This is a genomic window from Methanocorpusculum vombati (genome assembly GCF_026891935.1).
Lineage (GTDB): Archaea > Halobacteriota > Methanomicrobia > Methanomicrobiales > Methanocorpusculaceae > Methanocorpusculum > Methanocorpusculum vombati.
In genome coordinates this window covers 107,968-128,106 of sequence record NZ_JAPTGC010000002.1, presented here as the reverse complement: position 1 = coordinate 128,106, position 20,139 = coordinate 107,968, and the positions used below count along the sequence as shown (strand labels likewise).

Below are 20,139 nucleotides of genomic sequence, written 5' to 3'. Positions count from 1 at the left end.
CTGACATACGGCAGTAAAATTGCGAAATACCCAAAAAATCTCCTTTTTCATTACAAATACTTTCTTCCCTGTATTCGTTTTTCCTCTGTATTTCCCTGTTCCGGCAGGAAATAATCGTTGCGTGTCCCGGATTCGTGTTTCCTCACATACCGCGCAGTATTTGGAGTCACTCGGAATCCTATATATGTTTTTACTAATTTGTGTTGTTAATTGAATATATCTAACTTGCCGGAAAGAGAAGCCTAATATCAAGGGGAAATCACCGGATTCAATAGTCGGGTTATAAATATGCCTCCCTCCAATTTCCAAGTAACACAACTCTACCCGCCGCTGGCGGGAGGGATGTGAGGTGTGTATTCATGGTAACATTCAGCCCGGCGCAGGTTTGCGTCAAAGTTGGAACGGCAGGCAAATCCAAATGCAGTCTGCCGGCAGGCAACATGTTTGTCCGTGCCTTCCTCGCGGGTGCCTACATCGCAATGGGTGCGGCGCTTGCAACGGTTGGTTCGACCGGTGTTGCAGATTTCCTTGGTGCAGGTATTGCCCAGTTCATTCTGGGAGCACTGTTCCCGATTGGTTTAATTCTCGTGGTTCTCACCGGTGCAGAGCTGTTCACCGGTGATGCAATGTTTGCCCCTATGGCAATCCTTCAGGGTCATACCGGTCTTAAGGGCCTCATATATCTGTGGGTCGTTGTGTATATCGGTAACCTGGTTGGATCGCTCTTTATGGCCTACGTCATGGCAAACGGTCCGTTCGTTTCCTATGCAACCGGTACTGCAGTTGTTACTGCATTCGGTACCCGTGCAATTGGTATTGCGACCGCAAAAGTTTCCTATGCAGGTATCGGCGGTATCTGGTCCGTGTTCCTGAAAGGTATTCTTTGTAACTGGCTGGTTTGTCTGGCTCTGTTCCTTGGTCTTGCAGCAGATGAAGTTATCTCCAAGATTGTTGCAATCTGGTTCCCGATCATGGCTTTCGTTGCCACCGGATTTGAACACTGTGTTGCAAACATGTACTTCATCCCGGCAGGTATCCTGACCAACATGGTTGCAGGAACGGCAGATACGAATCTCCTGAACTGGGGTACCATGTGGACGAATAACATTATCTGGTCCACGCTTGGTAACATTGTTGGTGCAGTCATCTTCATGGCAATTATCTACTACTACTGCTATAAGAGTGAGATCTGCGCACTGTGTGAAGCCAAATAATCCTGGTGAAAAAAAATTGAAATGAAAGAGTTTCTTTCGTTTCAATCCACCTCTTTTTATTTTCCGTTTTTGTCCTGTTTCAGACTATACAAGTATTTATGTTTATGAATTGCATTTACAGTATTCAACCGGCTATCCGGAATTCTGTGTGAGGAAATAGTATGAAAGTACGTGGTGTGACCATTGGCTTGTCGCCATTGCATCTGATTGTTGTGGCGTTCTTTATCGGACTGTTTGTGTTCTCTTATGTGAATACCAAGGAAACAGCCTTTCTTATCTGGGGAATCCCTTTATCTCTGGTTTTGCTGATCATCCCGGTCTTCAACAGTTACAGTGTCGGGTCCCAGTATGTCCGGCTCCTGCCCGAGTATGAAGAGCAGTCCAAACGCGTCCGTATAAAACAGATCACTCTTGCTATGCTGGGAAAGCCCGTCCGTGTCGAAGGTGTTGTGCAGGCCGTCAAAGGTACCTGGCTCTGCCGTCCGACACTCACCATCTTTGACGGGTCTGCTGCAATTGTTGCAAAAAAATCCGTGCCGCTCGAGGTGGATGTTTCGGTTGGTGATAATGTTGAGGTCGTGGGTATGGTGGTTCGCCGGTTTACCATCTTTGGTGATGTGATGGTACATGCAATCGGGGTGAAATTGGTGGAGAATCTTACTCCGCTGGAGGAGGAGGAAGCCCCGAAGACTGAAGAGATCCGCATTAAAAAATACTGACCCTTTCTTTTTTCCCTCTACCTGAGGTTATTAATCATCAGCGATCAAACGATCTATCTATGTCTCATGAAGTGATTGTGTACTCTCTGACTGGGTGTCCGCACTGCCGGAATCTCAAAGGATTCCTGGACAAGCAGCATGTCTCCTACACCAATTATGATGTGGGCGAGGATGAGGCAGCGGCAAACAAAATGATCGAGCTGACCGGCCAGCGTGGTGTTCCGGTAACGATCATCGACGGTCAGATTGTCATCGGTGATGATCTGATGAAGGTTGCGATGCTGCTGGATGCTCCCTCACCTGCGGACGAGACGAAGGATATTCCCAAGGATCACGAGTTGATCATTATCGGTTCCGGTGCTGCCGGACTGTCGGCCGCAATGTATGCCGGCCGCAAGGGCCTGGAAACCCTCGTTATCGGGGGGGCGGTGGGCGGTATGGCCACCAAGAGCAGTTCGGTTGAGAATTATCCGGGATTCCCCGATATTCCGGGTGATGATCTGATGCAGAAGTTTGCCCAGCATGCCCGTGATGCGGGGGCGGTGATTGCTGAGGATGTTGGGATGGCAATTGTTGTCAAGGACGACAGATTCAGTATCACGACACTTTCTGAGAAGGAGTACACCGCAAAGGCGGTTATTGCTGCAACCGGCAGGTCCCCGCGCCTTTCCGGGGCACCGGGAGAGGCAGAGTATCTGGGCAAAGGCATTGCCGTCTGTACGACCTGTGACGGCCCGATGTACAAGGGGAAGACGGTTGCAGTTCTCGGCGGCGGTAATACGGCGATGGATATGGCAATTGAGATGGCAGGGATTGCGGCACAGGTGCATGTGATCTCTGCAACCCCGCTGGATGCGGATGCGGTTCTCATCGGACGGCTGACGGAGATGCAGAACGTTACGTTCCATACCGGATTCACCATTACCGAGTTCGGCGGCGGTACGATGCTTGAGTATGTCAAGATGATGCCGGTTGATGCAGAACCGGAGCAGAAGAAAGGATTCCTCAGTAGTATTCTGAAGTCTTCTCCTGAGAAGAAGCTGAAGGTGGACGGGGTATTCCTCGGTGTTGGTCTTGATCCGAATACGGCAATGTTTGAGGGTTTTGTCCCGATGAATGCGGAGAAGGAGATCCTTGTGGATATTGACTGTAAGACTGATGTTCCCGGGTTTTTTGCTGCGGGGGATTCTACGTCGGTTGCCGCAAAGCAGATCGCATCCTCCGTTGGCGAAGGCGTAAAGGCGCTGCTGTCGGCATACGATTATCTGAGGAAGTAATTCCCCGGAACTTTTTTTACAGGGGTTATACAGTCCGGCTCTCTGTTCATTTCTCATTCGCCCATACCCAAAGAGGATGCCAAGTAGAGGGGAGATTTTTCAGAGGCAATGAAAGAAGACTTGAGTAAAAAAAGAATAATTCCGGATACAATCCGGCTGCTTTACTCGTAGAGCTGCGTCTCGTCGATCTTCTCGTACGAAACGATCTCTGCATCGGTAAAGTGAATGGTAATCTCGCGTGCTGCACTTTCGGGTGCATCGGATGCGTGAATCACATTCTTCCCGATTGAGAGAGCATAGTCACCGCGGACGGTGCCGGGTGCTGCCTCTGCCGGGTTGGTTGCCCCGTTCATCTTGCGGACCGTTGCAATAACGTTGTCGCCCTCAAGGACAAAGCGGAGCACGGGTCCGGAGGTGATGTATGCCTTCATTCCCGGGTAAAACGGCTTTGCGAGGTGTTCCTCGTAGTGCTTGTCTACAACTGCTTCCGGAAGCACGCCAAACTTTGCGGCGACGATCTTGAATCCCTTCTTCTCGAAACGGGAAAGGATCTCACCGACCAGACCACGCTGAACGCCGTCCGGCTTGATCATCACAAAGGTGCGTTCCATTGGATTTACTCCTTGCCGCGTGCCTTGCGTCCGGCTGCCGTCCAGGCAACGCGGCGCGGGATACGACCGAGTTTGTAGTTGCTCTGACACTTGGAGGAGCAGAAGTAGAAGACTGCGCCGTCCTTTCTGACGAACAGTTTGCCGGTTCCCGGCTCAAGCTGTTTGCCGCAGTAGCTGCAGGTATAGATATCAACCATTTCTTACTCACCGTCTTGAGAGCTTCTTTGCTTCACGTTCTGTTTCAAGGAGCATCAGGATGTCACCCTCACGGATCGGACCGAAGGTATTCCGGGTGATAATCCGCCCCTTGTTCGGGCCGTCAAGGACACGGCATTTAATCTGGGATGCCTCTCCGTGCATACCCGTAAGGCCGATAACCTCAATGACTTCTGCTGGCGTTGCATCATCAGGCATGGTATTTATCCTCTGAGTGCCTTAATCTGGCCTGCAAGGTCCTCAACGATCTCCTTGCCTTTGCCGACTTTAACAATTGCAACAGCAGTGCAGCCGACGTCAAGGCCGCATGCAGCACCGATGTCTGCCTGCTTGTTAATAAAAACGAACGGAATCTCTTTTTCGTCTGCGAGTCCCGGAATGTGCATAACGATCTCTTCGGGTGCAACATCAGCACCAATCAGGACGAGAGCTGCGGTTCCGCGCTCAACGGCCTTGGTTGCCTCGTTTGCGCCTTTCTTAATCTTTCCGGTGTCACGTGCAAGCTCAAGAGCTTCAAGTGCTTTGTTCTGAAGTTCTTCAGGGACTTCAAACATCTGGTAAATCTTTGCCATAATGACTCACTTCACTCGGGACGGTTCAAAGACCATCCGTCATCGCTCATCAGCGGCTCTACTGGTAAGGTAACAGACCGTTGCTGGCGTAACTCTATATATGGGTGAGAGTCTGGCATAAAGGTTTGGACATCTTCTCCGGATACGGCATCAGATGTCCTTCGGGTACCGGCCCGCAATGCGTATCCGCCAGGCAAGCTGCAGCACCGACCAGCCCATCGAAAAGATGTCGCGGGTTCGCACGTTCGTTTTTTCGCCCTGTGTCCAGGTGATCGGAATCTCCTCAATTGTAAGCCCGCATCTTTGCGCAAGTGCGAGCACCTCGGTATCCCAGGTCCATCCGCGCGCCTGCACGTACGGCATCAGTTTCACCAGCCGTTCACGGCGAAACGCTTTGAATCCGCACTGGTGATCGCGGATACTGCTTCCAAGAAGCATCCGCACCAGCCGGTTGAACCCGACACTGGTTGCTTCGCGGTCGCCAGAGCGCAGCACTGTACTTTGCGCAAGGAACCGGGACCCGACAACAATGTCCGCTCCTGCCTGAATTTTTTCAAGAAGTGTTGGCAGGTTTGCAAGATCCGTCGAGAGATCCACATCGTAAAAACAGAAGATATCCCCATGCGATGCCGCGAGCGCATCGGAAAGGGCACCGCCCTTTCCCCGCCGTACATCGCTGTGGTTGACCCGGATCCGGTCGTCGGATGCGGCGAACGCTGCTGCTGTTTCCCGGCTGCCGTCGGTACTTGCATCCTCACAGAGGATCAGTTCAAAGGGCAGCCCGAGACCTTCCAGTACTTCCACCGATGCGGGCACCGCAGCCCGGAGAGCCGCCGCGTCATTATAGACCGGGATTACCACGGTAAGTACAGGATGATCCATTCTGTCTAACACGTTAGTTGCTGCGCTGATAAATACTCACGCCGTCCGCCGCAAAGATCCTGGTCAGACCATTCTCCGGCAGGTTCACGGTGTACAACTCCCGTTCCACCTCACCTACGAACAGATACTTCGCGCCGTATTTGTCCATCAGGGAAACAGTCCGGGACGAATCCTCATAGATGCTCCGGACATCACTCCACCGCGTTCCCGCATCCCCCACTCCGCTCCGCCATCCCGCCTCGTGTCCGACCCAGCCGACGATCGTCGGGAGTCCGGTCATCGCCGACACACGACCGTTGTACGCATACGAGCCGTCCGCCGCTTCCACCACGACATCACCGGGTGAGGCAGCGCCGGTCAGAAATGCAATGCCTGCCGCATCCGCCGGATGGTGGCTCTCCAGCCAGGCCGATCCGTCCAGTGTTCCTCCCGGATATCCGAGCTGAATCCCGCAGCACCCGATCAGTGCTGCAAGCACCACAAAAATAACCGCGGCAACTGCAACAGCCCGGCCTTTGGGAATCTCTGCAAACCGGTTCTCCGCATACCGGCCAATCATCAGAAGTACCGAAGTTCCCAGCATAAACCAGGCACAGAACCCGAACTTGAACACCGTGTTCATCCGGTAGTTCACATCGCCCATGTAATCCTTCAGATAGATGAACTCCATCAGGAACACAATCACCATGCCGAGAATCCCGAACAGCACGTCCGGTGCCGCACTGCGTTTTCCGGCCAGCAGAAGAATGCAGAACAGCGCAACCCCTGCACTTGCGTACCCGGCAACGGCAAATATCACCGGCACCGCAATCAGCCACGGATATTTTTTCAGAACAGAGAATCCGAAGGCTACAAACACCGCGATAAAGAACAGATACACGCCGAGGAACTCGTTGATCGGTGAGGGGGTGGTCACCAGGAAAAATCCCTGGACACTGGACCCGCCGCCGGACAGCATCGTGTACAGGAACGGTGCATAGGATGCAAGCGAAAGAACCGGCACCAGTACAAGCGGCACTGCATCGCGGAGGCTGTGTCCGTGCATCAGCCAGAGAACAGCAGCAAGGACAAGATACACGCCGGCATACACCATCACATCCCACGAGTTCATCGCAGGCATCGTTCCAAGCGACAGCGCAAGAATCACTGCCAGCAGATACTTTCCTCCCGTCGGTAGCACCTTCCATCTGACCAGCATTACCGCAAGCAGACACAGGAAGAACAGCTGATTAAAGCAGCCGAGTACGTGTGCATGGGGATCTCCCCAGAGGAATGAGAACAGCGGGTACTCATTGATCGTATTCTCGATTACCCGTGTTGAGGCCCACCAGATGCCAAGTGTTCCGCCGCCCGCAATCGTGTGCCAGAGAAGAGCGGCATTGGGGAGGATCAGAACCAGCATCGGAATCCACTGATGCCGCTTCAGAAGAAGAACTCCGATTGCATACGCCGAAACAGCTGCTAGTGCAAACACGGTCGGCAGCATCAGATTAAACACAACCGTGGGAGCACCACCGGCAAAAATGCCGAGCATCCCGCACATCCAGTGACCGAGATAATAATAGATGGACAGCTCGCCACCCGCATACCAGGGGTCCAGCGGGGTAACCGCCGGGTCCAGCATAATGCTTCCGAGGAACGCCGCGTCCATGAACTTCTCGCCGCTCGGGATAATCCCCGGTGTCAGAAACCGCGAGATGAGCATCAGGAAAAATGCACCGAGGAACACCAGATCCCATTTCAGGTTCTGCCGGATCTCCGTTCTGTCATACCGCTTTGAGAGGACGGCATACCCGCCTGCTGCCGCGAAGAGCAGCAGAGCCAGCTGTACCGGAAGACCGGCAACCCCGAGATACCAGGTGACAAAGGTCAGCAGCAGAATGGAAAACGGATAGGCAAGACCATACGAAAGGTTGCCGACAGCCGGTTTCAGATACGGATAGACGGTCATCTGGCAGAACTTCATGATTATCAGCCAGAGAATGATCGTCAGTATCTGTGTTTCAGGGGGAACCATGCTCCTCCTTCAGTTTTTTTGCATCTTCATGGAACAGCCGTTTCAGCAGTGACACCGCCCAGTCACCGAAGTAGTAGAGGGATACCACGCCCCCTGCAAGCGTAACAAGGTTCTTGATCAGATGATCCACCACCGCAATCAGGGTTGCCGTCGCCGCAGGCACGCCGCCGATCTCAAACGTGATCACGAGCGCCAGCTCGTACGTCCCGATTCCTCCGGGTGTAATCGGGACAGCTTTGACGAGGTTACCGATCACAATTGCAAGCAGCACCAGCATAAACGGAATTGTAACCCCGAACATCAGCGAGACAAGGTAACAGATGGTTACGTCCAGCATCCAGATGACCGCAGAGGAGACCGACAGCGCCGCAAGCGATCCCGGTGTTGAGGAGACCTGCCGGAGCTGATCGAGGACCTCCAGAATTTTTTTGAATATTTTATTTTCTGCATGCAGTCTGCGGGAGAGAAAAAGGAACAGGAAAAAGACTGCCCCCGCTCCCAGAACAAAGACGATCATCCAGATGAACCATGCGGGAACAAGGCTGATCAGCACCGGCAGTGCGAACAGTCCGAGAACCGCGATGATGATGACATCATACACGCGCTCTGCAACAATCGAGGTGAACCCGTTCGTGTAGGGTGTTCCCTTTTCATGCTTCAGAATAAACAGGCGGACAAAGTCACCGAGACGCGCTGGAATGATGAGGTTTGCCGTCTGCGAAACGTAGATACAGGCCGTGGAAAAGTTGAGGCCAATTCTGGTTCCAAGTCTTTCGATAATGTACTGGTACCGCCACCCGCGCAGATACCACGCGGCAAGACAGATCAGAACCGCTGCGATGAGGTAGGCAGGAACCAGATGCTGAACCGCAACCAGCAGATCATCCCAGACGCGCATGAGCATGAACACAATCAGGGCGGCAGCAATGATGCTTGGAATCAGAACAGCACTAATTTTTTTCCACATGCAGCCGCCACCACATTCTCAGAATATCCATTCCCATCCCGTACACATCCTTGAACCGGACGGTTGTTCCTGGACCCTGAGTCCAGACAACCGGAAATTCCTCCACCCGGAGTCCTGCACGTTGTGCAAGCACTACTGATTCTGTGTCCCAGAACCAGTGCGGTGCATGAATCTTCGGGACAAGTTCCTGCAGTACCCCGGCCCGGTACGCTTTGAATCCGCACTGGTGATCCCGGAGTTTACTGCCAAGGAACAGTCTCACAAGCGTATTGTAGCCGCGGCTTGCAAACTCCCGGTCACCGCTCCGGATAATCCTGCTCTCCGGCATCAGCCGCGATCCTGTTGCAACCGCCGCCCCGTTTTCAACTCTCGTCAGCAGTTCGGGCAGGTGTTTGATGTCGGTTGCAAGATCCACATCATAATAGCAGAATATTTCGCCGTGCGACTCTGCAAGTGCACGGTTCAGCGCCCGTCCCCGTCCCTGCCGCTCGTCGCTGTGCAGCAGCCGTACCCGCGGGTCTTTCTGTTCCCACTCCTCCACCAGTTCACGACTGCCGTCGGTGCTTCCGTCCTCGGCAACGATCAGTTCAAAACTTCTGCCGAACTCTGTCAAAGCCTCAAGGGATTTCGGGATTGCAGATTTCAGTGCTTCCACATCATTATAGACCGGCAGCACTACAGTAATTTGTACGGGATTCACGAAATTTTCTCCTCAAGCAGGGCAGCTGCGCGGTGTCCTGCACGAATTGAGCCTTCCATGCTTCGTTCCGGATAGTTCTCTTCCGAGTACATGCCGGCGATGAACAGATTGTGTCCGGCATCGGTATTGGGGAGAGTGTTCCGGTAGCCGGTTACATATACGGGACCCGCGAATTTGTCGATGTACAGGTCAGCGTGATGAATTATCTCTTTTCCGATCCCAAACCGGCTGCAGAAGTCATCGATCATTCTCTCTTTGAGATCTGCTGCCGGTTCGTCCTTGAAGTACGAGGCAAGATACACCACATGTTCGCCGTACCAGTCGTACGGGACAAAGTTCGTGTGAACGACCACCGCCCCGTAGGGTGCGGGATCGCCCATGTTGGTCCAGTAAATGCCTGCCGCCGGGTCGTGGGAAAGTCCCAGCGTCATGCAGGCTGCTCCCTGATAGGAGAGTTCCGGCAGGGAGAACTGTTCTGCGGTTGTCTCATCCATCAGTGACTTCGTCACCTGCGGCGGAAGGGTGGACACCACCGCGTCAAACTCTTCTCCGTTAATATTCCATTTTCCGTCCGAGAGCCGGAGAATCTCAGCCGGTGTGGAAAACCGGAGGGTTACACCGGCTGCTTCAAGCTGCTGCACCATGGCGTCGATCAGACGGTGCCAGCCGCCTTTCAGGTATCCGAGCCGCTCGCCCTCCGCTCCGCGATCGGATCTGATGGCGATTCTGCTCATCAGCCACGCCGCGGATACTTCATCCTTTACCGGGCCGAACTTACTGGTAAGAAGCGGAGCGAAAAAGGCGTTATAGATGTCCCTGCCGACTTTTTCGTAGAGATACTCTTTTGCGGTGATGTTGTCAAGCGCCGCCATATCTGTTCTGCGGGAACTGAGGACGAACATGCCGAGCCGTGCCTTCTGCAAAAAACTGAGGCAGGGATAGCGGAGAATCTCCATCGGTGTGGTAAGCGGATGCAGTTTTCCGTTCATGTAGTAGCCGGTCGATCCTTTCAGCCAGATCAGATCCTCTTTGAGGCCGAGGTCTTCCAGAAGGGAAAAGAGTCCGGTATCCCCGGAGAAGCAGTGATGATACAGGGTTTCCAGCGTATAGGTTCCGTACGTTTCGGAGGATAAACATCCTCCGGCAACTGCATTCTTCTCAAATACAACGACCTCGCCTGCTTTTGCCAGACGGTGTGCAGCAGCAAGTCCCGTCAGGCCTGCACCGAGAATACCGATCTTCATTATACTATTTAGTACACCTGATTCATAAGAAAGTTTTTGACCAACGTAGCCGTATAACTAATGCAGTCATATATATCCAAGAAATGACATACATACACTCAACAAAAAGGTGTCAGTGTAAATGCGGGTATTTTTTATAGGATTCGGACAGGCAGGAGGAAAGCTCGTGGATATGTTCCTTGCACAGGACAGAAAGTTAGGATCTACGAGTTTCCGCGGTATTGTTATCAATACGGCCCGAACCGATCTGATGGGAATTAAGAATATTCCCATGGAAGATCGTCTCCTGATCGGTCAGACAATGGTTAAAGGTCACGGTGTCGGTACCGACAACGTGACCGGTGCAAAAGTAGCAGCAGATGAGATTGACACTATTATTAGTGCAATTGATCGCCGCGGGACGCATGACATCGATGCATTCGTTGTGTGTGCAGGTCTTGGCGGAGGAACAGGTTCCGGCGGTTCTCCGGTTCTTTGTCGTCATTTAAAGCGTATTTACCGCGAGCCGGTGTATGCGGTCGGTGTTATTCCGGCTCCGGAAGAGGGACGTCTCTATTCCTTAAATGCGGCACGCAGTCTTTCAACGCTGGTCAATGAGGCGGACAACGTTATCGTGTTCGACAACAGCGCATGGAAGAATGACGGCGAGAGTGTGAAGAGCGCATACGAACGCCTGAATGAGGAGATTGTCCGCCGGTTTGGTGTCCTGTTCCGTGCAGGAGAGGTCAGCAAGTACGGTGTTGGTGAGATGGTTGTTGATTCCAGTGAAATCATCAACACACTTCGCGGCGGAGGAATTTCCTCGGTCGGTTACGCCATCAGCGAGGCTATCCCGATGGCAAAGAACGGCGGCAAGTCGTCTTCGAAGAAGGACAACAATGGTGGTCTTCTCTCCGGTATTCTCGGGAAGAAGGAAAAGAAGGCCGAGCCGCATGTGGACATTGCCTCAGGTGAGGACAAGTCCGCAAAGATCATTGGTCTGGTTCGTCGGGCCATGCTTGGCCGCCTGACGCTTCCCTGTGATTACTCAACCGCTGAACGTGCTCTTGTACTGGTTGCAGGTCCGCCGAGCGAGCTTGACCGGAAAGGTGTGGAGAAGTCCAAGAGCTGGGTTGAAGAGAACATCGCGGGTGTTGAGGTCCGTGGTGGTGACTATCCGGTGGACAGCGGATATGTTGCGGCAGTTGTTCTGCTTGCAACGATCGGTGATGCCCCGCGTATCCGTGAGCTGATGGAGCTTGCAAAGGAGGCAAAGGAAGAGGTCGTCCGTTCCCGCGAGCGGTCGCATACTGCAATGTTTGAGGACGGAGTCGATCCGCTCTTTGAATGAGGTATAATATGAAGAAAATCACATATTTTTTGATTGCTCTTCTGCTTTGTGCAGCATTTGTCGGCACTGCAAGTGCCTGGAACAGCAACTCTGAAGCAAATATCAATCCTTCAGGAAATCTGATGCCTGGAGATACTGTCTCGGCAACGATGACCATCAAAATTCTGCAGGACAGTACTGTTTACCGCATCAATATGTACACGGATCTGACCTCTGCGGTCTGGACAGGATCTCTTGCAACAACTGATGGTACCCCGATTACGGAGTTCCCCGCAGGAAAGAGATACATTGACGGATATCCGCTGACAAAACTGCCGCAGGATACTGTTCTGACCATCTATCTGGATGGAAAAGTCCCAGATGCCAAAGCCGGATCAGAGATTACGGTCATAACGGTTGAAGAGGTCAGCAGTTCCGAGAGTGTTATTTCCACCTACTCGTCGAAGAAGCAGATGGTCTATAATCCGGATGATGTGCCGAAACAGATCGAGGAAGTCGGTAAAGCAATCAATGAACTGGATGCCCAGATCACCGAGCTTTCCAAGCAGGGGGCGGATGTCTCCGCGGCAATTTCCAAACTGGAAGTTGCACGAAATGATCTGAATGCAGCTGACAATCACAAGACTGATATTGCCACTGCTTCCAAGGAAATTATCTCGGCAAGTGCCGCTCTGGTAGAAGCGGAAAAAGAGATGGTTAATGCCGCTCTGGTGAAGACCAAGAGCAACCTTGATGCAATTGAGCAGAATATTGCAAACCTGAATGCAAAGGGCTGGAATGACAACAGGGTAATTCTTCTGTCCAATTCCAAACAGACTTCGCAGAACCTGTACAACACTGCAAAAGCCGCATATGATGCATCAACCAGTTCCGTATCCGCCACAACCCGAAGCCAGTCGCTTGAAGCGCTGAACGGTTCGGTCAGTACGCTTGAGACGTCAAACGCCCTCTGGGAAGAAGCACAGAAGTCTCCTCTTGATGCTGTAGGCCCGTATGCGATGTACATCGTCATCGGTGTTGTCGCAGTAATTGTGATCGTCGGTGCGATCGTTGTTATCCGCCGCCGGAATGAAAACGACTGGGATGAACTCGGATAATCCTTTCCGGATTACTTCCTGACACCTGTTTTTTTCGTAAATTAAAAAAAAGTATTTTTCGTCAGTGGAAGAGACTGTCCATGTACTCCACGGATCTGCCTTCCGCCTCTTTTTTGGTAAATACGGTGATGACATCGTCCGGCTGAAAGGTGACGTTTCCCGAAGGGATGATGAGTTTTCCGTTTCTCCGGATGGCGATGTAGAGCATGTCCTTGACGTCTGAGACTTCCCGTACCGTTTTACTGACACCCTGTGCCCCCTCACTGACTTTGAACTCGAAAATACTGCCGCCTTCAATAGATGCGAGCAGCTGGGTGTCGGGATTTTCCGACCAGACATACAGACTGCGGGCAACGATCTCGTCAGGATTTTCGCTGATCCGGACACCGACCTCTTTGAACAGTTCTGAATGTTCTTTCTGATTGACGATGGAGACCAGAGTCCGCACATTGTAGCGTTTCGCAAGCCAGCATGCCATCAGGTTGAGGGCATCATCACTCGTTGTCGCAACAAGGGCGTCGGCCCGGTCCACCCCTGCGTCCTCAAGCACCGCTTTGTCGGTGGCGTTCCCGGCGATTGCAAGGAGATCATGCTGCGTAAGAATTTCCGCACACCGCTCCTCGTCGCGGTCAATGACCACCACACTGTGACCGTTCTCGGAGGCGATGCCGGCAAGACTTCTGCCGATGCCGCCAAGACCTACGATGATGAGATACATACTGAATCGTTTGGGATCGTGGGGTATTATACCTATTCCCTGTGATAGATACTGATCAGATGAGTATCTGCGGGGTTGATGAGGCAGGCAAAGGTCCGGTTCTCGGGCCAATGGTGACCGCCGGGGTGCTGGTTGACGACGCGGCAGAGCTGGAGGGTCTTGGTCTCCGTGACTCAAAACAGCTGACACCGCACCGGCGCGGGGAGTTGTACGGCGAGATCACCAAACGATGGAAGACCGCGGTTGTGGTGAAAACTCCGGAAGAGATCGATGCACGGCCGGGAACGATGAATGCATTTACCGCGTCCTGTCATGCCGCGGTGATCCGGTCCCTTGGGCCCGGCACGGCTTATGTGGATGCCTGCGATGTGAATGCCGCCCGGTTCGGATCCAATGTACGGGAGCTGTCCGGCATGCCGGAGCTTCAGATGATCTCCGAACATAAGGCGGACGACAAATTTCTGATCGTCGGGGCGGCAAGTATCGTGGCAAAAGTTACCCGCGACCGGCTGGTTGCGGAACTGTCGGATGTGTTCGGGCCGGTCGGCAGCGGGTATCCGTCGGACCCGGTGACGATCCGGTTTCTTGAAGGATACATTCGCGAACACGGATGTCCGCCGTCGTGTGCCCGCCGGACCTGGAAAACGGTGGATGAGATCATAGCCCGTGTTTCCCAGCAGAGTCTCGCGGATTTCTTCTGACGAGTGCTGTCGGACTCTGCGCAGACACGCTGCAAAAAAATTTCATTGGTTTTTTTTTCTGGAAAAAACCAATGAAATTTTTTCTGACATCACCTCACCAGCTGGGTCCCTACGATCAACTTCTTAGCCTATCACCGCAGAACAATACAGAACAATGGAGTTCGGATGGGTAGTCCCGGTGATCATCTGTGTACTTGTGTACGCGGGTGTATGCTGGGCAATTAAAAAACACAACTTCCATCCCGAGATCTTTGCTTTTATGGGGCCGTGTCTGATGATCCGAACGTCCCGGACCGGCATCTTTGATGTACTGGCACGTTTCCGCAGAACCTTTCTGGTGTACGGAACACTGGGGGTTGTGGTCGTTGCGGTCTGCGGCGTTCTGATGACGGCAATGATTATTCTTACCGCGTACCTGACGATGCTGATCCAGCCCGATCCGTCGCCGATAATTCAGCCGCAGAATCTGCTTCTGATTCCGGGTGTGAATGACTTTGTTCCCTCCACCTTTGCGGTCTGGTTTGCACTGGTCTTCGCGGTGGTCATTCATGAGTTCGGGCACGGACTTCTTTCCCGGGTGGAAAATATCCGCGTGAAGTACACCGGAATCCTTGCACTGGTTATCCCTATCGGTGCATTCGTCGAACCGGATGAAGAGGAGATCGAAAAGTCACCGCTTGCAACAAAGCTCCGCATGTTTGCTGCGGGCATCACCAACAACATGGTGGTGGGGGCGGTGTGTATCGTGATTCTCGCGCTGCTTCTGGGTATGATTGTGCCCGGAACTGCACCGTTTGTGCAGGGTATTTACGCCGACTATCCGGCAGACCTTGCAGGTATGCAGCCCGGAACCGTGATTCTTGCAATTGACGGAGTCCCGGTTGCAAATACGACAGATATCTCTGTGATTCTTGCGGGAACCACGCCGGGCCAGACGGTTCAGGTACTCGGTGAGTACAAAGGTTCGCAGCAGATGTATGACATTACCCTCACTTCCGTTCCCCCCGAAATCAGTAATGCAACTTCGGGATTCATGGGTGTTGTGTACGGACAGCCGCAGGCGATCGTAGATACCCTGCATGCATGGACACATCCGACGACGCCCGGGGGTGTGCTGGTCTCTGCACTGAATTTCCTTGTGCTTCCGTTCTCGTCCATCACCGGCGGCAGTTCCTTTAGCATTCTGGTAACGGATACGCCGGACCCGGCGTTCCTGTCCGCACCGTTTGAGGGATTCTGGGAAGTTGTTCACGTTCTCTACTGGTGTGCCTGGGTAAACATCCTGCTGGGTACGTTTAACGCCCTGCCGCTCGGGCCGCTGGACGGCGGTCAGATGCTGCGCGAAGGTGTGAAGAGTTTCCTTGCCAAACGCGGCCGGGAAAAGTATGCCCAGCCTCTGTGCAGCATGATTACCAATCTGCTGATTGTCGTGATCATCATTCCCATTATCATGCCGTACTTTTTCCGCTGAGTGAAAGGACAGTGCTTATGAGGTTCCAGCCCTCATAAGAGTATAATTTTATGAACGGCCGCTGGCTTCTGTTTCCCCTGCTGGTTTTTCTTGGCGGATGCTGTTACGGTCCGTCATCCCCAACGATTAAGATTGCCTATGAAGCAGGGTTTTCGGCAAATGATGTGGTGATGAGTCAGTACTTTTACGGGTGGCTGATTCTGCTGGTTCTGGTCGGGGCAGGTTTTCTCAAAGGTTCTCTGCACCGGCCGGTATCCTGTGCACCGTGGACGGTAAAACGGGTGCTGCGGCTGTTTGCAACCGGGGCCGCGATTGCGCTGGTGAGCGTCTGCTACTGTTTTTCCCTGCAGAGTGTTCCTGCCTCGGTCTCGGTTATTCTGCTGTTCCAGTTTACGTGGATTGGTGTGATCATTCAGGCTCTGGCGGAACGGCGTATGCCGTCGCGGCGGACGATTGCAGCGGTTGTGATTCTGATCGCAGGCACTGTTCTTGCCGCCGGTCTTGTCGGCAGCAGTGTCCTGCTGACCGCAGAAGGTGTGACATTCGGCATGCTGTCTGCTTTGTTCTACGCGCTGTATATGTTCCTGCTCGGCCATACGGAACCGGAGATGCATCCGCTTACCCGGAGTTTTGTGATCATGTCCTGCTCACTTGCCCTGCTGCTGTGCATTCTGTCGCCTGCGTATATTGTGAGCGGCACGGCGTTCTCCGGTATCTGGGTATATGGTACTATTCTTGGTCTGTTCGGCTGTGCTCTTCCGATGTTTCTGTTTTCGATCGGAACGCCGCGTATTTCAACCGGGGCTGCGACGATTCTCAGCTCATCGGAACTTCCCGCTTCGATCATCTGTGCGGTGATTATTCTTTCCGAGGCGGTGTCCTGGGTACAGTGGGTTGGGATTGCCCTGATCTTCTTTGGTATTGCCTATCCGTATCTTGGAACCGGGGAAATGTCCGGCAGGACATCTGTGGTGTCGGAAAAGTAGTTCATGGTTGTTTCTTTTCTGGAAAAAATCAGCTAAATACTTTCGGCACGTCCCCCTCCTGCCGAAATATAATAATCCGCCCGCGTCCAATATACCTGTAACATGAAGCGGATTGCGGTACTTGCTTCGGGGCGCGGCTCAAACTTTCAGGCGATACTTGATGCCCTTGCCCGGGGAGAGATTAATGGACAGTGTGTTGCTCTCATTACGGACAACAAGGATGCCTATGCGATTGAACGGGCAAAGGCTGCCGGTGTTCCGGCAGTTGTGGTCAACTACCGTGACTATCCGACCAAAGCGGCCTTTGAAGCAGACCTGCTTGCAGCAATGCATGCGGCAGGCGCGGATCTGTTTGTCTGTGCAGGATATATGCGTATCATTGGAACCGAAATTATCCGGGCGTTTGCCGGAAAAATGATCAACATCCACCCCGCACTGCTGCCGGCGTTCCCCGGTCTGCACGGTCAGCGGCAGGCTCTTGAGTACGGGGTCAAGATTGCAGGATGCACTGTACACTTTGTGGACGAAGGGCTGGACTCCGGACCGATCATCCTGCAGAAGGCGGTTCCGGTTCTGGACGATGATGATGAGGAAGCGCTTGATGAGCGGATTCTTGCCCAGGAACACATTGCGTTCCCTGAAGCGGTTGCCCTGTTCTGTGCCGACCGGCTGGTGGTATCCGGCCGTCATGTGAAGATTCTGCCGGAGATGCGGTAAGGTCATGGCTCAGCACAAAAAAGGTCCGGCACCCAGAACGATTGCTCTTGAACGAATTGAGATCCTCTTCGATCAGGCATACAGAAATCGTTCGGATCCGGCTCTTGCCGATCGGTATGTGGCGCTCGCACGTGAGATCGCTATGCGCCACCGGATGCGGATGCCCAGAAAATTCCGGCGTGCTTTCTGTCCTGTATGTCATGTATATATTGTTCCAGGAGATAATTTCCGCGTCCGTATTCAACACGGAAAGGTCATCTCCACCTGCAGAATTTGCGGCACAGTGATCCGCTATCCTCTTCACTAATTCTGGTCGCCACTATTTTTGCAGTCGGTTTTTCGTGAAATCGTTTTGTCCTGACAACCTGTTCGAACAATCACACAAACTTATATGATGTGAATTATAACAGGTACAGGGGTCTATGAAATGAATAAGTATTTCTCTGGAGCAGTTATTCTCGTTGTGATAAGTACTCTTCTGGCCGGATGTGTCCAGTTGGAGTCAAATCCAAATGTCTCTACCTACTCTCCTGAATCTGAAGCCCCGTCTGAGGTGATTGCAGAACTGGACAGGCTCTCACAGACGATCTGTGAGCGGTATGATGCAGTGGATTTGGATCTTACCCGGGCTGCACTGAATATGTCCGGAATTCCGAAAAATGATACGCGTACGCTCAACAACATACTGTTGGAACTCTACAGCACCTATCCAAGCAGTTATGGAATTTGTCGTGTCGGTCCTTCCGGAGATGAGTATGTATCAATTCCGTATTTCTGTCTGAATGGGTTTGCCGAAGACAGTGAGTTCTGGAACTTTGATCAGAAATCCTTCGCTGAAAACAACACTACCATAATGCTGCATCCCGTGCATTCCGCGACCTACGGCTATCTCCTGCATTTCCGCCACCCGGTGTACACACCGGAGGGTGAATATGACGGTTATGTCGGTATCTCATTTTTGCCGATCTATCTGTATGACAGTCCGATGCACTTTTTACTGCATTTTGAGAATTCCAGCTGGTACTCTGCACTATACGAACCTAACGGTCTGATTTTGTACCAGCCGAACACCGAGGTTATCGGAACAAATCTGCTGGATTTGGCCGGGACAAAGGGTAGCGGGATTCCCAAAGAGATGGCATATATAATGCAGAGACCTTCCGGCATGCTGGAACATCTGGATTATGCACTAAGTTATAGTTCACCAGAAAACCATACCATCGTTTGGCGCGAAGTATCTATCGGCGGGAAAAATCTGCGGGCGGCACTTGCCAGTTACACCCCCCAGTCGGTTCCGGAGTACTCTGGTAATTTTGCTGACTTTGACAGCAGTGTTCTCTCCTCTCTCGTGTCCCAGATGTATTCGTATGCACGAGCGAACGGTGTTGACAAAACTGTTGCCGTGTTAAATGATCCGAACGGGCAGTTTGCGGTGGATGACAACATTACTCTGTTTGCGTATAATGAAAACGGAATAACGCTTGCACATTCTCAAAATCCCAATGCAGTGGGAAGAAGCATGCTGAATGCGCGGGGCAGCTATAATCTCCGCTACATCAATGCAATGATCGACCGGGCGTCCCAAGGCGGAGGATTTATCCATCACTATGTCGCAGCCGGCGATCTGGACAACGGCCTGTCAATATTCACGATTGCCTATCTTCTTCCGATAGACAGTGAGAATACCTGGTTCGTTGGAGCATCCCGCCCGATCGGACTTGTCCAGCCCGATATTGTCACGCGTGATCAGTTGAAATCAGATGTAATTGCCTTCCATCAGGCCATTCAGACGTATGGAAAGGATGCTGTGCTTGCAAAACTTCTTGATCCGGAAGTTACCTCACAGATGACGCACTCGCCCATCCTCGCAGTTGATTATGACGGAAATATTCTTGCAGTTCCGGCAGACACCAGTCAGATCGGAAGAAATATTTTCGGATCTACGGATCCGCATGGAGCATCCAGTATGCGTCATATGGTTATCCTTGCCAAACAGGGCGGCGGGTATATCCTGATTGAAACCATGGGGCCGGATGGGGTTCATGTAATGAATCTTGTCTATGTAGAACCGGTTGATGATACATGGTGTATTGCAAGCTGGGCTGCACTTGATTCGTACTTTAGTTATGGCGGTGATGAAGCCTAATGTCGTTTGTTGTATATCAGGACTATGTCCTGCTTGACAACTCTCGGTCGTCTTTCCTTTCTCCGGTTATCTGCATCATACTGGTGATCAGTATTGTTGCTGCACTTGTCGTGGCAGGGTTTTTTGCCATGGGGAAGATCGCCGACTCTACCATTGATGGACGGGATTTGACCGTACAGCTTTCCGGCAATGATATTATAGTGACAATTCTTGACGGAGGCGAGACATCCCAAATCGTTTCACTCAGTATCTATATTGAAGGTACACCGGAGAACAGCAGAGACATGATCATCAAAAACCCGCAGATAGGAATGCCAATCATCTGTTACGACCTTGCAAAAGATCGGAAAGGGTATGCGTTTGTGATTGCAGAAGCAACATTTGCTGACGGCAACAAAAAAATCATTGATTATTCCCGTGTTCTGTTTACCTGAAAATATTTCTTTCTTTTTTTTCACATATGGATGACACGTTGTCCCGGGTTTTATCCCTGAATAGGGGACACGGGACAGTCAGGATACTGCCTCGCCTGCCTGTGGATAAAAATATCCGGA

22 protein-coding genes are annotated in these 20,139 nt (G+C 52.3%); 12 read left to right on the top strand and 10 right to left on the bottom strand.

Annotated elements, in window-relative coordinates:
• The first annotated feature begins 359 nt into the window (after positions 1-359).
• The 3 genes from O0S09_RS02135 to O0S09_RS02125 all read left to right on the top strand — a co-directional run bounded on the left by O0S09_RS02135 (position 360) and on the right by O0S09_RS02125 (position 3,210).
• On the top strand, positions 360-1,214 hold the full coding sequence (locus O0S09_RS02135) for a formate/nitrite transporter family protein (protein WP_268922266.1): 855 nt from the start codon (positions 360-362) through the stop codon (positions 1,212-1,214).
• Positions 1,215-1,375: 161 nt separating this feature from the next.
• Positions 1,376-1,933, top strand: coding sequence for a hypothetical protein (locus O0S09_RS02130; RefSeq protein WP_268922265.1), 558 nt, complete (start codon positions 1,376-1,378; stop codon positions 1,931-1,933).
• A 59-nt stretch (positions 1,934-1,992) separates the two neighbouring features.
• Positions 1,993-3,210 carry an FAD-dependent oxidoreductase gene (locus O0S09_RS02125; RefSeq protein WP_268922264.1) on the top strand — a complete coding sequence of 406 codons (1,218 nt, stop codon included), beginning with the start codon at positions 1,993-1,995 and terminating at the stop codon, positions 3,208-3,210.
• A gap of 161 nt (positions 3,211-3,371) precedes the next feature.
• On the opposite strand, the gene ndk is transcribed toward O0S09_RS02125, so the two are convergent.
• The 9 genes from ndk to O0S09_RS02080 form a co-directional block, all read right to left on the bottom strand.
• Positions 3,372-3,821, bottom strand: a complete 450-nt coding sequence (gene ndk, locus O0S09_RS02120; protein ID WP_268922263.1) for a nucleoside-diphosphate kinase — start codon at positions 3,819-3,821, stop codon at positions 3,372-3,374.
• Positions 3,822-3,826: 5 nt separating this feature from the next.
• A complete protein-coding gene (locus O0S09_RS02115; RefSeq protein ID WP_268922262.1) occupies positions 3,827-4,018 on the bottom strand; it encodes a 50S ribosomal protein L24e in 192 nt (63 codons plus the stop codon).
• 7 nt (positions 4,019-4,025) lie between these two features.
• Positions 4,026-4,235: a 30S ribosomal protein S28e gene (locus tag O0S09_RS02110; RefSeq protein WP_268922260.1), complete on the bottom strand. Its 210-nt coding sequence runs from the start codon at positions 4,233-4,235 to the stop codon at positions 4,026-4,028.
• A gap of 5 nt (positions 4,236-4,240) precedes the next feature.
• On the bottom strand, positions 4,241-4,609 hold the full coding sequence (gene rpl7ae, locus O0S09_RS02105; protein WP_268922259.1) for a 50S ribosomal protein L7Ae: 369 nt from the start codon (positions 4,607-4,609) through the stop codon (positions 4,241-4,243).
• Positions 4,610-4,759: 150 nt separating this feature from the next.
• Positions 4,760-5,491, bottom strand: a complete 732-nt coding sequence (locus O0S09_RS02100) for a glycosyltransferase (RefSeq protein WP_268922258.1) — start codon at positions 5,489-5,491, stop codon at positions 4,760-4,762.
• A gap of 13 nt (positions 5,492-5,504) precedes the next feature.
• Positions 5,505-7,508, bottom strand: a complete 2,004-nt coding sequence (locus O0S09_RS02095) for a DUF2298 domain-containing protein (protein ID WP_268922257.1) — start codon at positions 7,506-7,508, stop codon at positions 5,505-5,507.
• Positions 7,495-8,475, bottom strand: a complete 981-nt coding sequence (locus tag O0S09_RS02090) for a lysylphosphatidylglycerol synthase transmembrane domain-containing protein (RefSeq protein ID WP_268922256.1) — start codon at positions 8,473-8,475, stop codon at positions 7,495-7,497. Before O0S09_RS02090 ends, O0S09_RS02095 begins: the two co-directional genes overlap by 14 nt.
• Positions 8,459-9,175, bottom strand: a complete 717-nt coding sequence (locus O0S09_RS02085) for a dolichyl-phosphate beta-glucosyltransferase (RefSeq protein ID WP_268922255.1) — start codon at positions 9,173-9,175, stop codon at positions 8,459-8,461. The genes O0S09_RS02090 and O0S09_RS02085 overlap by 17 nt, the downstream gene beginning before the upstream one ends.
• The gene (locus O0S09_RS02080; protein WP_268922254.1) at positions 9,172-10,419 is read right to left on the bottom strand and encodes an NAD(P)/FAD-dependent oxidoreductase; all 1,248 of its coding nucleotides are present in this window, start codon (positions 10,417-10,419) and stop codon (positions 9,172-9,174) included. The genes O0S09_RS02085 and O0S09_RS02080 overlap by 4 nt, the downstream gene beginning before the upstream one ends.
• A gap of 121 nt (positions 10,420-10,540) precedes the next feature.
• On the opposite strand from O0S09_RS02080, the gene O0S09_RS02075 reads away from it, so the two are divergent.
• On the top strand, positions 10,541-11,749 hold the full coding sequence (locus O0S09_RS02075; protein WP_268922253.1) for a tubulin/FtsZ family protein: 1,209 nt from the start codon (positions 10,541-10,543) through the stop codon (positions 11,747-11,749).
• Between the two features lie 8 nt (positions 11,750-11,757).
• A complete protein-coding gene (locus tag O0S09_RS02070) occupies positions 11,758-12,846 on the top strand; it encodes a hypothetical protein (protein ID WP_268922252.1) in 1,089 nt (362 codons plus the stop codon).
• Between the two features lie 61 nt (positions 12,847-12,907).
• On the opposite strand, the gene O0S09_RS02065 is transcribed toward O0S09_RS02070, so the two are convergent.
• The gene (locus tag O0S09_RS02065; RefSeq protein ID WP_268922251.1) at positions 12,908-13,564 is read right to left on the bottom strand and encodes a potassium channel family protein; all 657 of its coding nucleotides are present in this window, start codon (positions 13,562-13,564) and stop codon (positions 12,908-12,910) included.
• A 41-nt stretch (positions 13,565-13,605) separates the two neighbouring features.
• On the opposite strand from O0S09_RS02065, the gene rnhB reads away from it, so the two are divergent.
• From rnhB to O0S09_RS02030, 7 genes are all read left to right on the top strand, one after another.
• A complete protein-coding gene (gene rnhB, locus O0S09_RS02060) occupies positions 13,606-14,265 on the top strand; it encodes a ribonuclease HII (RefSeq protein ID WP_268922250.1) in 660 nt (219 codons plus the stop codon).
• A 154-nt stretch (positions 14,266-14,419) separates the two neighbouring features.
• On the top strand, positions 14,420-15,736 hold the full coding sequence (locus O0S09_RS02055; RefSeq protein WP_268922249.1) for a site-2 protease family protein: 1,317 nt from the start codon (positions 14,420-14,422) through the stop codon (positions 15,734-15,736).
• 50 nt (positions 15,737-15,786) lie between these two features.
• The gene (locus O0S09_RS02050; protein WP_268922248.1) at positions 15,787-16,722 is read left to right on the top strand and encodes an EamA family transporter; all 936 of its coding nucleotides are present in this window, start codon (positions 15,787-15,789) and stop codon (positions 16,720-16,722) included.
• A 102-nt stretch (positions 16,723-16,824) separates the two neighbouring features.
• Positions 16,825-17,439: a phosphoribosylglycinamide formyltransferase gene (gene purN / locus O0S09_RS02045; protein WP_268922247.1), complete on the top strand. Its 615-nt coding sequence runs from the start codon at positions 16,825-16,827 to the stop codon at positions 17,437-17,439.
• 4 nt (positions 17,440-17,443) lie between these two features.
• Positions 17,444-17,746 carry a ribonuclease P protein component 4 gene (locus tag O0S09_RS02040; protein WP_268922246.1) on the top strand — a complete coding sequence of 101 codons (303 nt, stop codon included), beginning with the start codon at positions 17,444-17,446 and terminating at the stop codon, positions 17,744-17,746.
• 120 nt (positions 17,747-17,866) lie between these two features.
• The gene (locus O0S09_RS02035) at positions 17,867-19,585 is read left to right on the top strand and encodes a cache domain-containing protein (protein WP_268922245.1); all 1,719 of its coding nucleotides are present in this window, start codon (positions 17,867-17,869) and stop codon (positions 19,583-19,585) included.
• Entirely contained in the window at positions 19,585-20,019 is a 435-nt protein-coding gene (locus O0S09_RS02030; RefSeq protein WP_268922244.1) for a hypothetical protein, read from the top strand. Before O0S09_RS02035 ends, O0S09_RS02030 begins: the two co-directional genes overlap by 1 nt.
• The last annotated feature ends 120 nt before the right edge of the window (positions 20,020-20,139 follow it).